Genomic DNA, 12,622 nt, shown 5'->3' with positions numbered 1-12,622 from the left:
GAAGAAACTTGTTCATTTCTCCCTTCGAATAAGTTTTTTACAAAGAAAAAAGACCTTGTAAATATTACAAAGTCTTTTTTCTTCTATATAAACTTACAACTTTCATATTAGAATTAGTTAAATCCCTCCACCAGGCTCTGTGTTAGCAGGTGCTCCTCCATAATCTCCATGTGATTCTAACTTTGGTGCAGGGTAATGTCCATGAGTATAAGATGGTGCTCCTGTATTTCCATGTGCGAAACTCGGAGACCATGTATCTCCCTTATTGTAAGCAGGCGCCCCTCCTGTATGCCCATGTGCATAACTTGGAGACCATCCCTCTCCATGTGTATAAGATGGCGCTCCTCCATGGTCTCCATCAGCTTCTAACTTAGGCGCCGGAGTATCTCCTCCATTAAAAGAAGGTGTTGGATAGTCTCCATATCCATAAACTGGTGCTCCCGTATGCCCATGAGTATAGGACGGTGCTCCACCATGATTTCCATGTGCATATACTGGCGCTCCTCCATGATCTCCTACAGAGTTAGCTTTAACAATTCCTCCGCCATTTCCATAAGTAACACCAAAAATTCCAAATCCTAAAACAGATAAACTTACAACTGCTGTGCTAATTTTCCTTTTCATAATCGCTCTCCTCTATGTGTATTTCATGTAAATTGAAATGAACATATTCTGGATATCCGTCATGATGAAAATTCGACTTATTTCATTACCATATATTTATACTTCTATGTATTTTTTTGTAAAACCTTCTTGTAATCTGAAAGAAATAGTTATTTTTTGTAAACTTTTAAATATGGTAACAAATTGTCTGTTTCACGATCTGGGCTTCGTTGCCTAGCCATATTCACCACCTCGCGGTAATCCCTAATTTAATCTTGAAATTCTCTAAAACTCGTATTATTATATTTTTGTGTTTTTCTCAGTTCCCAAACGGAGAATACATCATCACTTGTAAAAAGAACCCAAACTCCAGCGGGTTCTTTTTATTTACTTGAACTCATTTTCGAATTATTGTATTATATTTTCGGGTCTTGCTCCATAAATCATTATCAGGAGAATCTGCAAGTTTGCAGGTTCTCTTTATCAAATAAAAACATCCATTATATGAACACTTCATGTTATTATGGTAAAGCTGTATTAATTCAGATTGATATGTAGGTGAGACTAATGGAAAAGAAAGAACCTGAACAAAAGTACGATCTAAGCAAGATATATACATACACAGAGCATCCTGACAAAATCAGTGGTCGCTGTGATAATTGCGGAAATACCGCATTCAAAAGTTCCGTTAAAAATTTCATCTATATAAGAGAATGCCGTAAATGCAGCATGAAGAAAAGTATCTAGCCCCATATGGGCTTTTTTCTTTATAAAATAAAAAAGCAGCTGTTAGGCTACTTAAAGTTTGGTTTATCACCAAATAAAATGATATATATATTCTCCCATTATACTTTCATCAACTCCTGCAACTCGAGCAAATCTCACTATATCCGCTCCCTGAACAAAATACATCGTTAGCATGACTGGCACCCGTGACCACATAAACCGATAAAGCTCATCTACTCTTTGCTTAGTCGTAACAATTAAATCATTCGCAGGTCCATTTATCCACGCAGTAGTCCGAACTGAAGTAAACGGAAGATCTTTCCCATTAACCACTATTCTCGCCATAGCATATGTTATATCCACATCGATCCCCTCATTCCAAGAATCAAATCTGCTTCCCATATTTACATAAGTATTCTTAGTTATAAGAAATGTTTATGGCGAGTTTCTATTTTATTTATATGAACTCCCACAAAACCATCTCAAAAGAATCATATTTTAAAAAATCCATAACGAAAACTAATTTATGCAGGGAAATGAATAATATACACAAAATGACTGCCGATAACTTGCATTATGTTAATAAGGTAAACGGGAAATACCTTGGTATCAGCGTTTTCTTAATTTCCGATGAATAAGAGGTATTCATAATTTTATACATCGGCTTAAAAACGCCATTTTTAGCACCTAATCACCGTTATTTCCTGCATAAACTTCACCTTGTTAACTATCCACATTTTTGTTCAATTAGGTCATGGGATAGCTACTTTATATATGAGACTATTTTAAAGGAGAGGTTACTATGAAAATAGAAATCAAAAATAAACTAAGCATTACTGTTTCGCCTGAATTCATAGCATCTACTGGCGAATTAATCACAGCTATCAGTCGATTAATCGCCGCGCTCCACCTAGCAGGAATCATTTGATTCTTGCTTTTCTTTTTCTTTCGTTGTGTTCGTTTGTTTTGTTACTTATTATTGAATACAACCGAGACTACATACTTAGCGTTTAACATCGCCATAATATTCCCATCGTCATCTTTGATGTCTAAAATAATATCTGTTGTAAATAACTTATTACCATGTTTCTTATACAAAGCTAACAATGCTGGTCCATTCATAATATGAACATCACCGTTAACGCTTTTTAAAATAGCTTTTTTCATTCCTTCTCACCCCTAACAAGTAGTCCTAGCTCTAATAAGCATCAGTTTACGATTCAATACCTGCGATTTCATTGATGAAACGACCTCTTCAAAGATTGGACGCAATATAAACTCAACATATATCAACATTCCTTCACCCCTTCTCACTAAATGCAACACGTTTGCGCTTATCTTTCCTTAACAACAAACAAGACGCCACCCAAATCACGGCAGCGCCTACGATAATTGCTATTGGTTTAATCATTAACAAGTATATCTGGCCCTTTCTTCAACATGTACGCGAAACCCGAAATGAATACGACACTAAATATAATAATAGAAGACCACATATTAAAATGATATTCTTTACCTGCAACTAAATTATATATGTTATGAACCAAGAAATTAGCACCTATGATAATTCCACCTAAAAATGCACTAATTAAGATGCTCATTAAATAAAATTTAACCTTCTGAAACATTTTTCCTCTACCCCTTTTCTAAAATAAACTTAATTTGAACTTCTTAGAAAATTATACCATTTATTTTTTAGGTATTATTAAATCCATAGTTAAATTAAGGTTATTTTAAGGATGATAGTTTTCTATTTAAATGTCCATTTTGTTCAAATCTACGTTTAATGTGTAATTTCTATATAACAAAGAAAAAAGCACCCGTTATGGATGCTTAATCTTAAATATTCGTATTCAACCACCTGGTTTAATTGTCATCATATTAAACCCCTCCCAATTATTATCTATTCGACAGAATCTAAACAAATCCTATAATAGATAAAAAGCCATCACCGAAGTGACAGCTTTCAAGGGGATGGGAGAAAAGAGAGAAAACAAATGGCAAAGTTTCTCTTAGATCAAGGCTGATTACTCTCAACCTTCTCCAAGCCACCGCATCAACTGTTTTGGCTACACGCCCTGTATTCGGTGACTGGGAAAAGAGCAAGAATTCCATAACCTCTTTCAACCGACGACGTTCAGTAGGCGCTCCATGCGTAAGAGCTGTCATCGGTTCAAAGAGAGCTAGGTACTCTCTTATAAAGGGTTTTTAATTTATATCAAGACGTATGTGTTTCTTCCGACGCCTTGTTTTAACCAATACACTAGAGGGACAGAAGGGGAATGTTTCCGCTGTATTGGCTTAAACAAAGAGCGGAAGCTCCTTGCACAGCGAGAATTCGTGAGTAATCGCTATATGTCCTATTCAAATTGATGAAGAAGCCTATTTTAATATTTGTTTTCTTTCCATAAACGCGATGTTCATTTAATCATAAATAAACCACCCCATTCCATTTCCAGAAACAAATAACAGAGAGTAATAGACTTATATTCACTATCAACCCAGAGGACGCATCTGAGCTGAATGGTAAATATAATAGAAACAGTATGACGAATGCGAGTTATCTCACACCCGCCACACTGGAATATGTCATTGTTATACATTCATTGGTCTTTTCGTCTTTTGCGGGTTCTTACCGCCTTGCCCGCCCTACTATGCGGTATACGTTACCGTGACATTCTCGCATAAGAACGTTTCACTGATAGGTGTACTAATCCTCTTCGATATGCGGTTTTCAAAGAGCTTGTAAGATAATGATAATTTGAATCGCGCATCTACTTATCCGCTCCTTTATCGTGAATTTATCCGCATTTTATCCGTATTTTTAAATAATAAGCAAAGCTTCAGCAAGTGCCATAATCGCATGTCTCTTTTGGGTATAGAACCAGTTATTCTCCATCATCATTTGTGCCTTCACTGCTTTATCGCTCATCAATCCATTGTTAAGATACTTCCTTTCAATGATCTCCCTCTGCTCTGGATCTAGCGCGTGTTCTAACGCTCTCTTCATTTGAATGTACTTGATATCCTTTATTTTCTTCGTATTACGTATTTCCACAAAAGGACTACTAATATTCTCTGCTGCACACTCTTCCTGATTAATCATACGAACCTTTAAAGCTCTATAGTTGAATAATGCCTTTGCTACTTCCTTCTGTATCCTTTTGTACTCCTCATTCGTAATTTCCGGAAAGAATGCTAATTGCTCCATCTGTAATCCCCCTATTTCTGAATTTATCTTTTACATTCACATAAGGTACGTGAAATTTTACTATCTCTTTGTTGAATAAGGGAAACATGCATAGCGAGCAGCCCCACCATCCACTCTGCATGGTTCCGTTATCCATTAAGCCTTTAATAATTTACGTTTCTTGTTGATCATCTTCTCTTTCGCTTCTTCAATGTTATTTGCTACTTTCTTATGGTCCTGATCAAATTGAATCATGCCATCAAACATAACTGGTGCTACTACTTCATCAACGTACTGCAAGTAATCAATCGGTGTTCGTTCTGTCTGTTCTACTAAGTATCCATAAATATCAAAGTCTGCTCTTGGTATAGACTTCTTACCCTTTGGTTGCTGCGACATCCTTACATAAGATTGAATGACCGATAGCGGTACCACGAATACTGATTTATCCTTACTAAATTCAATTAGGAAGAAACATATCGCCCCCATTTTCTCTGCTTTCTCCAGGTAATCCAGCTGATGATGCGCAATGTTCTTTAAATCAAAGCGTGTAGCATTCTCTGTAGATTTCGCTTCGAATGCTATAGCTCGTCCCTTATACACGCCGTCATAGTCTACTGTACTTTTAGCTTCATAAAATCCATTTAGCACACGGCCACCTTTACTTTTCAACACCTTCACAGGAGTCGGCCGCTTGTTTATAAGCGCCACTCCCCCTCTTTGATACATTTCATTAGCTAGATTGATAAGCATTTCAAATGCCATCCCACGGTTCCCTAGTCCCATTGTTATTCCTCGCTTCCTACTTGTAAATTTCTACTTCAATTAAAAATGCAATATTTCATATTTTATTATCGTAATATCCTTTTATTAATCATCATTTTCTATCCTATCATTTATATTCATTGATAAATCAACATTTGTAATTTAATTCCTGATGTTTAATTTCGCTGAAATACATTAATTTCGTATATTAAAATAATTATATTGGAATTTCTTGTTCTACAAATCTATACGTATTTTGTGTATTATATAGCGGAAGAGTAAGGTAAGAGTTACTCTTTGCCATTTTAGGAAAGGTCCTGTTGGAGACAACGGGGCCTTTTTTCGTAAAAGGATTATTTTGTTGAGTTTTTTCATTACATACAATTAAAAATCTCCATGATATAATATTTTAAGATTACATAAATTTTCCATTATTAAAAGGAGGTAGCTATTATGAATAAATGGATTATCGCTATCATATATTGCTCACTTTTAACAACATTTTGCTATTTATCCATTAAAACTGTACTTTTATCTGCTACAAATCATACTTCATTTCCAAACTCTCAGTTTTTTGTTGGGATAGTTGGTTTAACATTTGGCGTTTGGATCCTAGCATTTGGAATACGAAAATATATTTCGTTTGCTACCGAGAATGAACAAGAACGCCGAAAACTTAAAACCATGTTTTCTATCATTTCAGTTTTATCTTGCTACGCCGCAACTATGTTGTTTTTCATCTAATTCAATCTACAGTTTGTACATATACTATTTCTGTCTCCCTGAATAAAACTAAATATTCCGTCAATAATGTAGATGACACAGTAATCTTTTCTCCTTTCCCCCTTGGAGAACCGAACAGTTAGCTTTTGCTAGCTGTTCTTTTATTAGTAACCATTCCAAACAATATTTCGTATTATAAACTAGTCCTTTCTTATAATTTGAGCTCGTCACTTTAATTATAAAAATAGGCTTAAGTCCTATAACTTTTTCTAATATCATTCATAATTTATATTTGAAAAAGTTGCTCTGTGTTATAAAAAGGTGGTTGCGGAAACAACCGCCTTTTTATTTATGACAAAATGAAATTTTTATTGTAATCTTCCTTTGTATATCTTCTTGATCTCAATTTCACTGAATCCCTCATACACCGTAAATATTTCTGGAAACTGACTCAAACACATGTCGATGATCTTGTCATCAGTTGTTCTAACGAAAAAGTATTTAACCTCACCTAAGTAATCATTGTGTAGGTAATAACTCCTAATCTCGCAATGGTAACCATTCGCTCCTAAGACTTCATACAGTTTAATTTTTGTTTCATCCATATCAAATATTGATAACTGGCCTTCGATCTCCACTGGTTCAATCATTTCCCCATGCCCCTTTACACTTACTTTTCTTCTATGTCGTAGTCAATTATTTCTACCATTGCTACTTCTGGGCCTAATTCATCTGTCTTATTAATCTCTAAACCAGCTATTTCTTTTTCCAATAGATGTACAACATCATCTGCACAATCTGAAAGGGCTTCTACACGAGCAATTATGATGTCCATTTCTTTTTCTGATATATGTTCCGGTAACGTAAATTCATATGATACTGAACTTACTAATCTTTCTTCGACCGTTATCTCTACTTTTCTCACCTTATGATCCACTCCTTTTTTGCCAAATAGCGTTTTCTTTGAAAATAATGCCCTCATGCATTTGGACACATTTACCAGTATTTCTACCAAAAAATTCATGATATGTTTAATTAGTCGAGTACGTCATTACTTGACACTTACCCTTAGAAGCCCCGTGGATAATCGGGGTTTCTTTTGATCAATATATAGTTGTCAAAATAATTATTTGAGTGTTAAAATACCATAGATTCTCCTTAGGGAGCTTTCATGTAATTAAACAAGAGTTTAAAAGTTCTCGAATCTTAGCCCCTTGGAGCGCCCTTCAAGGGGCTGAACCAATTAAAATAAAGATTTTGTTTGAATCCATTCACCAATTTCATACTTTTACATACTTTAATACTACCTTTCTGTATAATGTGAATGTGAGCTCTTCACTTTCATTATAATTAGGTATAAGGAGCGCTCTTGATTAGCGCTCTTTTTATATTTAAATTTTCTCAAATAAGAATTTTGTTTAGTTTATATGAATCTTTTCAAATACAATTTCTTCACCGATAATGCTCGATTCACAACCTTCATATCCGCAAGTTTCTTCCCATATTAGATAGTAAGCCCGCTTAATTAAGTTTTCTTTGTGAGGAACTTTCTCTATTTTCCATGGAGAGTTCCCATCAATATCTTCTGGTTCTGCTAATTCTTCACGATCTTGGATGACTGAACCTAATCGCTCATAAAACTCACTTTCAGCTTTCTTATAATCTAAAAAGTACATATCTCCATAGCTATATCCCATTACATCAAGAGTTGCTATTTTGTAAGCTTCCATTTTTCATTCCCCTCTCAAATAACTATTTTGTTTAAATTCACCTTAATTCTCATTAGGGTTTCTTAACATTCAAATTAATAACTGTATAATAAAATTAACCATTAATTAGGAGTGTTAAAAATGATAGAAACCATAGTAATTTGTCTATATATTATCTTTGGTATAGGCGCAATATTTGGCTTAATTAAAGAATTTCAAAAACCCGAGAAAAAATATTCTATGATTTTATTCGAATTTTTAATTCTAATGGCAGTTACAATCACTTTATATAGAATATTAATCTAAACTACATAACGCATATAATTTGAAGTCCACGGCAGCTAGGGAGTCCTAACTGCCTTTTGCTTTAAAATAACACTTTTGTTCAATTTAGTAATTTTCTGTATAATAAAAGTTAAATAATCCAGAAGGGACTGAATTATGCGCAGATATCAATATTTTTAATCTACCTATCACAACAACATAATGGAGGTAAAAGTATTGATTACAGAACTACACACACAAAGATTGCATTTAAGACAAATGAAAGAATCAGATTCATTAAGCTTATTTAGAATATGGTCTGATCCTGACGTTACAAAATTCATGAATATAAGTAATTTCACTGATGAAAACCAAGCGAAAGATATGATTCATTTCCTCAATGAACTGGCTCAAAATAATAAAGCTATGCGTTTTACTATTATTGAAAAAGAATCTAACCAAATCATCGGTTCATGCGGTTATAATTCCTTAGATTTCAAAAACTCAAAAACAGAAATTGGCTATGATATTTCGAAATCCTTTTGGGGCAAGGGATATGCCCCTGAAGCGATTTCTGCCCTATTAGATTATGCTTTTACACATTTGAAACTAAATCGTGTCGAAGCAAAAGTTGAACCTGAAAATGTGAACTCCATAAAAGTATTACAAAAATTACAATTCACTTTTGAAGGGACTCTAAGAAAAAGCGAAATCTCAGCTGGGAAGCTTATCGATTTAAATATCTATTCGAAATTAATAACAGATTAATTTTAGTCCCTCGGCCTATACTATATCGCAGTATAGGCTTCTTTAATTTTTATACAAAATTCAAATTTGGTCTTACTTTGTTCCTGTAGATCCAAACCCACCAACGCCGCGCTCACTATCCGATAGCTCGTCCACTTCTACAAAATGAGCTGTTACCACTGGCGCTATGACGCCTTGAGCAATACGTGTTCCTTTTTCAATCACATGAGCTTGCATATTTAAACTTATTGGTCTTTCAGTGTTATCAACCAGCACCCCAACCTCTCCACGGTAGCCACTATCCACCGTTCCAAGTACCACTCTTAACTTTGTATTACGCGTCATACCGCTACGCGGGCGCACTTGCAACTCGTATCCTGGCGGAATCTCGAAAGCTAATCCAGTTGGTACAACCTTCGTTTCGCCCGGCCATATAATTGTGTCCTCTGCTGCTACAAGATCAAAGCCACTATCACCCGGCTTCGCATATTTTGGCATTTCTACATCTTTCACTCGCTTAATTTTCACTCTTAACTTCATTCCTGATACACTCCTTTTATTAGATTCCACAGCTCTTGTTCAGTCATCTCATAAAGTTGTCGACCCGTCTTTTCCTCTTTATAAATTCCTTTTTGTAGTAAAACATCGATGTAGATTTGTTTCCTGTCCATGTTGCCTCCTAGCTTCTTTTCTTCTTGGATCTCCTTGTAGGTGTAGTCGCCGCCCTTTGTGGACTCCATCCCATTTTTAATACTCTTGTACTAAATGTGTGATATGAAATACCTTTCTCTTGAGCTAAATTGACCATATCTTCCATTGTTACTCTTAATTTATTTACAGGCTTTTTCGCTGCTTCCTCTGGTGACATCCCTTTATAAACACGAGTTAAAAATGTCTTCTTTTTAATTCCATTTTCTAACGCTACTTTTAACCACTTTTGTTCTCTAAATTGATATTTCCGAGGCGGTGTATTAATTGCCTTATCAATATCCCATCCCATTTGATACACCCTACGATATAACATACAGTAGCCAATGCCGTTCTTCTCGGCTGCTTGATAATCTTCCTTTTCTAGCCATCTATTTATCGTCATGACGCTATGCCTCCTAATCCAATTTCATAATCTCCTCTAAAGTTCTATCCGAAATATACGTAGTGATAATCTGTATCTTTCCGTATTTCTTTTTAGCCATTTCTATAGCTGCGCACTCGGACTTTGCTTCAAACCAACGAAGCTTCCACTTTTCGTTTTTATCGTAAAACTCTACTGAGTACGTCATAACGCTATTACGCTTCAAAAATTTGTCCGCTGTACTTGTTGCGTTATAATCAAAACTTCCAACTACATCCTCCAGTGTTAGTTGCTTCATGCCCCTAATCCCATTGGACGCGATTTGATTTTGTTCTTATCTGCCTGATCCATGATTAATGCAGCGATTTCTAATTGATGCCTTCCTAATTCTTTTGCTATTTCAAGGATATCTTTATCCTCATCCCACATTTTCCTTAATTGAATCACTTCGCTTTCATCAAACACTAAGTCCAACTCTTCTAAAGCGATATATAAATTACGACGCGATTTCTTCATGTACTTCCCCTGCTGCAACGCCATTGTGTAATTCTCCTTTTCCAAATCCGTTCCAAGTCTTGGCATCCCATTTCCCCTCCAGTTGTAATTTATGAATCTCTCTTAGCTCTGCCATAACGGCATGACGTTTTCTATCCACTTCCTCATGCGTTTGATTGGCTGCTTCGCAAATACATGGTCCAAATTGATACATACCCATTCCAATGTCGTTCTGAATGATTCCCGTTCCGTTACATGCACACATTTCAATTCCCCCCTTTTTAAAATGGCAATGCCTTTCTTCTATAATCCTTTGTTTCTTTGAAAGTGATTGTTCTGAAATTATTGAGAATCCGTGATACAATCCGCTCGTCGTATGCCTCATCTAAACGCTTCCCTGTGAGGTTTGTCGTAAAGATAGTAGATTTACCTTGCCTACCATCGAAAACATCGAATAGCACCCTATTAATGAAGTTTGTCGCTTTTGTATTTGCATCTAATGCACCTAGCTCTGCTCCTAAATCATCGACTATTAATACTTCCGCTCTTACTAATCCTCTTATAATTGCATCTTCAGTTAATGTAGAATCTTTACTGAATGTACTTTTAATCTTCCTAAGCAATTCGCCAACTGTGACGAAGACAACTGACTTCCCTGCTCCTGCAAGCTGATCCGCTATAGCATAAGCAAGATGCGTTTTCCCTGCTCCGCAATTCCCGGCCATAATTGTGTTAAACACCTTTCCATTGAGATAATCCGTAGCGATGACCTTTGCGAGTTCTAGGTTCTTCGCTCCTTCCTCGCTAGTAGGTTGGTAGTTTTCAAAGTTAGCTTTCTTAATGTTGCTATCGGCGATCATACTTTGTTGATGAAACATGAATTTCTTCTCGTTCGCCTTATCTGCATCGTATTTCGCTTGTTCTTGTTGCTGAAGTTTCTTACTTTCGTTTTCAAGGAAACAGCGAGGGCAAACAACTTGTCCACCAAACTTCATCTTATTCATGCCATGCTTATCACACACATCAGAATCCATAGTCATATTCACCTTTTTGGCTATATCGGTTGGTATTGCCAGTTCCGCTCTCTGCATTGTTCTTCGCTCCTTTTTTAGAATTCATTTGAATAGTTAGTTGATCGAACTTTTCACGTAGCTTTTTAGGAGATAAGATATTCCCTTGCCAAAATGGATCTGCTTGGCACCAATCAATAACATCTTTAATCTCTTGCGGTTCTCTGTTATCACGTTCTCGCATTAATCTAAATTCATTAGCCCATGAATCGAAGTTAGGCTCTTTTTGTTTAGGATTGTTACCCTTAATTTTTTCAAACAAATACTTAGCCTCGTTGGTGTCGCAAGTTTCAAACTTGTGACGAGAAGGTTTTATTTTCTTCTTCTTATCTTTTTCTTTATCTATATCTAATTCTTTATCTTCTTCTATATCTGTTGCGTGACTCTGCGTGATTGTCCCGTGACTGTCACGTGACGTCTCTAACCTGAGTTTTTCCCTTTGTTTTTGCTTACGTAATCGGTTTTGTTCACGTATTTTCTCTAGTCCATCAACGTTTTGATGTTTCTCCCAATTTGAAATACATATGTACTGATCGTCTGTGATGTCTATCATTCCAAACTGTTTGAACGTTTGTAGAGCAAGTCTTACTGTCGCTATCGGTCTATTAAAAAGTGTTGAAAGCATTTCTTCTGTGAAAGGAATGTTTTCACTTAAAAAGATGTAACCATTGGCATTTGTTCTGCCCGCTTGAGACAACAATTTAATCCAAATGATTAGTAGTGTGTCTGCATCTGGTAAACTTTCAATCAATCGAATTTTTTCATCTTCAAACATGCTAGTAGAGAGTTTTATCCATTTAACATCTGCCATTTAGTTCACCTTCTTCATCACAAACAAATACTCAACTGTATCTGTGTACCCGTTAAATTTATATCCACCATTACCAAAGTTACGACTCATATCGTAATCGAAACTTTTTCTTTGTTTATAAATCTTTTGATATGGTTTTACATGTTCATATCCGTCTTCTTCTAATTCCCTAACACGTTTAAGTAATTTAGTAAGGTTGTAACCTCTTACTGGAATTGGCTTGCTTGTATCTTGATTATGTTTATTCCATTGAAAACTCATCACATCACGTCCCTTTCGCATACCGCTATATCGCCTTGAATTTTGATGATTTTATATCCTGGGTAGCGATCGGGAGTAATGTACTCAATCGCCTTCGCTCTTACTTCCTTTTCGTTTCGTGCGCCCTTCCTCACCCACGCCGGAAGGACGACTTTCGATTGATTTTTATCTAACATAGGTTTTTCA

Annotated in this window: 24 protein-coding genes; 5 read left to right on the top strand and 19 right to left on the bottom strand. The window is 35.7% G+C overall.

Annotated features, from left to right (window positions below; genetic code table 11):
* Positions 1-117: 117 nt before the first annotated feature.
* Entirely contained in the window at positions 118-624 is a 507-nt protein-coding gene (locus MR070_RS25195; RefSeq protein ID WP_242262194.1) for a hypothetical protein, read from the bottom strand.
* Between the two features lie 546 nt (positions 625-1,170).
* Between MR070_RS25195 and MR070_RS25190 the strand changes: the two genes are divergently transcribed.
* A complete protein-coding gene (locus MR070_RS25190) occupies positions 1,171-1,350 on the top strand; it encodes a DUF8096 family protein (protein ID WP_242262193.1) in 180 nt (59 codons plus the stop codon).
* Between the two features lie 66 nt (positions 1,351-1,416).
* Here MR070_RS25190 and MR070_RS25185 read toward each other — a convergent pair whose 3' ends face one another.
* Entirely contained in the window at positions 1,417-1,731 is a 315-nt protein-coding gene (locus tag MR070_RS25185) for a hypothetical protein (RefSeq protein WP_242262192.1), read from the bottom strand.
* A gap of 400 nt (positions 1,732-2,131) precedes the next feature.
* Here MR070_RS25185 and MR070_RS27095 point away from each other — a divergent pair, with 400 nt between their 5' ends.
* Positions 2,132-2,257, top strand: coding sequence for a hypothetical protein (locus tag MR070_RS27095; RefSeq protein WP_277931339.1), 126 nt, complete (start codon positions 2,132-2,134; stop codon positions 2,255-2,257).
* A gap of 41 nt (positions 2,258-2,298) precedes the next feature.
* Here the strand turns inward: MR070_RS27095 and MR070_RS25180 are convergent, their stop codons facing one another.
* The 4 genes from MR070_RS25180 to MR070_RS25165 form a co-directional block, all read right to left on the bottom strand.
* Positions 2,299-2,496 (bottom strand): hypothetical protein, encoded by a 198-nt coding sequence (locus MR070_RS25180; protein WP_242262191.1) that lies wholly within the window; start codon positions 2,494-2,496, stop codon positions 2,299-2,301.
* Positions 2,497-2,732: 236 nt separating this feature from the next.
* A complete protein-coding gene (locus MR070_RS25175; protein ID WP_098906870.1) occupies positions 2,733-2,957 on the bottom strand; it encodes a hypothetical protein in 225 nt (74 codons plus the stop codon).
* A gap of 1,196 nt (positions 2,958-4,153) precedes the next feature.
* Entirely contained in the window at positions 4,154-4,540 is a 387-nt protein-coding gene (locus MR070_RS25170; RefSeq protein ID WP_242262190.1) for an ArpU family phage packaging/lysis transcriptional regulator, read from the bottom strand.
* 135 nt (positions 4,541-4,675) lie between these two features.
* Entirely contained in the window at positions 4,676-5,305 is a 630-nt protein-coding gene (locus MR070_RS25165) for a Holliday junction resolvase RecU (RefSeq protein ID WP_242262189.1), read from the bottom strand.
* Positions 5,306-5,737: 432 nt separating this feature from the next.
* On the opposite strand from MR070_RS25165, the gene MR070_RS25160 reads away from it, so the two are divergent.
* Positions 5,738-6,028, top strand: a complete 291-nt coding sequence (locus MR070_RS25160) for a hypothetical protein (RefSeq protein WP_242262188.1) — start codon at positions 5,738-5,740, stop codon at positions 6,026-6,028.
* A gap of 347 nt (positions 6,029-6,375) precedes the next feature.
* On the opposite strand, the gene MR070_RS25155 is transcribed toward MR070_RS25160, so the two are convergent.
* The 3 genes from MR070_RS25155 to MR070_RS25145 all read right to left on the bottom strand — a co-directional run bounded on the left by MR070_RS25155 (position 6,376) and on the right by MR070_RS25145 (position 7,737).
* Positions 6,376-6,657 (bottom strand): hypothetical protein, encoded by a 282-nt coding sequence (locus MR070_RS25155; RefSeq protein ID WP_242262187.1) that lies wholly within the window; start codon positions 6,655-6,657, stop codon positions 6,376-6,378.
* 20 nt (positions 6,658-6,677) lie between these two features.
* A complete protein-coding gene (locus MR070_RS25150) occupies positions 6,678-6,932 on the bottom strand; it encodes a hypothetical protein (RefSeq protein WP_242262186.1) in 255 nt (84 codons plus the stop codon).
* 493 nt (positions 6,933-7,425) lie between these two features.
* Complete coding sequence (locus tag MR070_RS25145; protein ID WP_242262185.1) at positions 7,426-7,737, bottom strand: hypothetical protein; 312 nt, start codon at positions 7,735-7,737, stop codon at positions 7,426-7,428.
* 120 nt (positions 7,738-7,857) lie between these two features.
* Between MR070_RS25145 and MR070_RS25140 the strand changes: the two genes are divergently transcribed.
* Together MR070_RS25140 and MR070_RS25135 are read left to right on the top strand one after the other, a co-directional pair.
* Positions 7,858-8,022 (top strand): hypothetical protein, encoded by a 165-nt coding sequence (locus MR070_RS25140; RefSeq protein WP_071735820.1) that lies wholly within the window; start codon positions 7,858-7,860, stop codon positions 8,020-8,022.
* Between the two features lie 195 nt (positions 8,023-8,217).
* The gene (locus MR070_RS25135) at positions 8,218-8,748 is read left to right on the top strand and encodes a GNAT family N-acetyltransferase (RefSeq protein ID WP_242262184.1); all 531 of its coding nucleotides are present in this window, start codon (positions 8,218-8,220) and stop codon (positions 8,746-8,748) included.
* 72 nt (positions 8,749-8,820) lie between these two features.
* Here MR070_RS25135 and dut read toward each other — a convergent pair whose 3' ends face one another.
* From dut to MR070_RS25085, 10 genes are read right to left on the bottom strand one after another with little or no spacing between them, the layout of a single operon-like run.
* Positions 8,821-9,267: a dUTP diphosphatase gene (dut, locus tag MR070_RS25130; RefSeq protein ID WP_242262183.1), complete on the bottom strand. Its 447-nt coding sequence runs from the start codon at positions 9,265-9,267 to the stop codon at positions 8,821-8,823.
* Positions 9,264-9,398, bottom strand: a complete 135-nt coding sequence (locus MR070_RS25125; protein ID WP_000375383.1) for a Fur-regulated basic protein FbpA — start codon at positions 9,396-9,398, stop codon at positions 9,264-9,266. Before MR070_RS25125 ends, dut begins: the two co-directional genes overlap by 4 nt.
* Positions 9,399-9,406: 8 nt before the next feature.
* Positions 9,407-9,820 (bottom strand): hypothetical protein, encoded by a 414-nt coding sequence (locus MR070_RS25120; protein WP_242262182.1) that lies wholly within the window; start codon positions 9,818-9,820, stop codon positions 9,407-9,409.
* A 13-nt stretch (positions 9,821-9,833) separates the two neighbouring features.
* Positions 9,834-10,097 (bottom strand): hypothetical protein, encoded by a 264-nt coding sequence (locus tag MR070_RS25115; protein ID WP_242262181.1) that lies wholly within the window; start codon positions 10,095-10,097, stop codon positions 9,834-9,836.
* The gene (locus MR070_RS25110; RefSeq protein WP_242262180.1) at positions 10,094-10,381 is read right to left on the bottom strand and encodes a helix-turn-helix domain-containing protein; all 288 of its coding nucleotides are present in this window, start codon (positions 10,379-10,381) and stop codon (positions 10,094-10,096) included. The genes MR070_RS25115 and MR070_RS25110 overlap by 4 nt, the downstream gene beginning before the upstream one ends.
* The gene (locus tag MR070_RS25105) at positions 10,296-10,559 is read right to left on the bottom strand and encodes a hypothetical protein (RefSeq protein WP_242262179.1); all 264 of its coding nucleotides are present in this window, start codon (positions 10,557-10,559) and stop codon (positions 10,296-10,298) included. The genes MR070_RS25110 and MR070_RS25105 overlap by 86 nt, the downstream gene beginning before the upstream one ends.
* 16 nt (positions 10,560-10,575) lie before the next feature.
* A complete protein-coding gene (locus MR070_RS25100) occupies positions 10,576-11,334 on the bottom strand; it encodes an ATP-binding protein (RefSeq protein ID WP_242262217.1) in 759 nt (252 codons plus the stop codon).
* The gene (locus tag MR070_RS25095; RefSeq protein WP_242262178.1) at positions 11,318-12,175 is read right to left on the bottom strand and encodes a phage replisome organizer N-terminal domain-containing protein; all 858 of its coding nucleotides are present in this window, start codon (positions 12,173-12,175) and stop codon (positions 11,318-11,320) included. The genes MR070_RS25100 and MR070_RS25095 overlap by 17 nt, the downstream gene beginning before the upstream one ends.
* The gene (locus tag MR070_RS25090; protein WP_242262177.1) at positions 12,176-12,436 is read right to left on the bottom strand and encodes a hypothetical protein; all 261 of its coding nucleotides are present in this window, start codon (positions 12,434-12,436) and stop codon (positions 12,176-12,178) included.
* A complete protein-coding gene (locus MR070_RS25085) occupies positions 12,436-12,612 on the bottom strand; it encodes a hypothetical protein (RefSeq protein ID WP_242262176.1) in 177 nt (58 codons plus the stop codon). The genes MR070_RS25090 and MR070_RS25085 overlap by 1 nt, the downstream gene beginning before the upstream one ends.
* Positions 12,613-12,622: the final 10 nt, after the last annotated feature.

This window comes from Bacillus cereus group sp. BfR-BA-01453 (assembly GCF_022662915.1).
GTDB classification, from domain to species: domain Bacteria; phylum Bacillota; class Bacilli; order Bacillales; family Bacillaceae_G; genus Bacillus_A; species Bacillus_A paranthracis.
This window is presented reverse-complemented; position numbering and strand designations above follow the sequence as displayed.

What these genes read in the sequence shown, in the direction of transcription:
- MR070_RS25195 (WP_242262194.1), bottom strand. Translation starts at nt 624, where the DNA reads ATGAAAAGGAAAATTAGCACAGCAGTTGTAAGTTTATCTGTTTTAGGA.
- MR070_RS25190 (WP_242262193.1), top strand. Translation starts at nt 1,171, where the DNA reads ATGGAAAAGAAAGAACCTGAACAAAAGTACGATCTAAGCAAGATATAT.
- MR070_RS25185 (WP_242262192.1), bottom strand. Translation starts at nt 1,731, where the DNA reads ATGGGAAGCAGATTTGATTCTTGGAATGAGGGGATCGATGTGGATATA.
- MR070_RS27095 (WP_277931339.1), top strand. Translation starts at nt 2,132, where the DNA reads ATGAAAATAGAAATCAAAAATAAACTAAGCATTACTGTTTCGCCTGAA.
- MR070_RS25180 (WP_242262191.1), bottom strand. Translation starts at nt 2,496, where the DNA reads ATGAAAAAAGCTATTTTAAAAAGCGTTAACGGTGATGTTCATATTATG.
- MR070_RS25175 (WP_098906870.1), bottom strand. Translation starts at nt 2,957, where the DNA reads ATGTTTCAGAAGGTTAAATTTTATTTAATGAGCATCTTAATTAGTGCA.
- MR070_RS25170 (WP_242262190.1), bottom strand. Translation starts at nt 4,540, where the DNA reads ATGGAGCAATTAGCATTCTTTCCGGAAATTACGAATGAGGAGTACAAA.
- MR070_RS25165 (WP_242262189.1), bottom strand. Translation starts at nt 5,305, where the DNA reads ATGGGACTAGGGAACCGTGGGATGGCATTTGAAATGCTTATCAATCTA.
- MR070_RS25160 (WP_242262188.1), top strand. Translation starts at nt 5,738, where the DNA reads ATGAATAAATGGATTATCGCTATCATATATTGCTCACTTTTAACAACA.
- MR070_RS25155 (WP_242262187.1), bottom strand. Translation starts at nt 6,657, where the DNA reads ATGATTGAACCAGTGGAGATCGAAGGCCAGTTATCAATATTTGATATG.
- MR070_RS25145 (WP_242262185.1), bottom strand. Translation starts at nt 7,737, where the DNA reads ATGGAAGCTTACAAAATAGCAACTCTTGATGTAATGGGATATAGCTAT.
- MR070_RS25140 (WP_071735820.1), top strand. Translation starts at nt 7,858, where the DNA reads ATGATAGAAACCATAGTAATTTGTCTATATATTATCTTTGGTATAGGC.
- dut (WP_242262183.1), bottom strand. Translation starts at nt 9,267, where the DNA reads ATGAAGTTAAGAGTGAAAATTAAGCGAGTGAAAGATGTAGAAATGCCA.
- MR070_RS25125 (WP_000375383.1), bottom strand. Translation starts at nt 9,398, where the DNA reads ATGGACAGGAAACAAATCTACATCGATGTTTTACTACAAAAAGGAATT.
- MR070_RS25120 (WP_242262182.1), bottom strand. Translation starts at nt 9,820, where the DNA reads ATGACGATAAATAGATGGCTAGAAAAGGAAGATTATCAAGCAGCCGAG.
- MR070_RS25115 (WP_242262181.1), bottom strand. Translation starts at nt 10,097, where the DNA reads ATGAAGCAACTAACACTGGAGGATGTAGTTGGAAGTTTTGATTATAAC.
- MR070_RS25110 (WP_242262180.1), bottom strand. Translation starts at nt 10,381, where the DNA reads ATGCCAAGACTTGGAACGGATTTGGAAAAGGAGAATTACACAATGGCG.
- MR070_RS25105 (WP_242262179.1), bottom strand. Translation starts at nt 10,559, where the DNA reads ATGTGTGCATGTAACGGAACGGGAATCATTCAGAACGACATTGGAATG.
- MR070_RS25100 (WP_242262217.1), bottom strand. Translation starts at nt 11,334, where the DNA reads ATGACTATGGATTCTGATGTGTGTGATAAGCATGGCATGAATAAGATG.
- MR070_RS25095 (WP_242262178.1), bottom strand. Translation starts at nt 12,175, where the DNA reads ATGGCAGATGTTAAATGGATAAAACTCTCTACTAGCATGTTTGAAGAT.
- MR070_RS25090 (WP_242262177.1), bottom strand. Translation starts at nt 12,436, where the DNA reads ATGAGTTTTCAATGGAATAAACATAATCAAGATACAAGCAAGCCAATT.
- MR070_RS25085 (WP_242262176.1), bottom strand. Translation starts at nt 12,612, where the DNA reads ATGTTAGATAAAAATCAATCGAAAGTCGTCCTTCCGGCGTGGGTGAGG.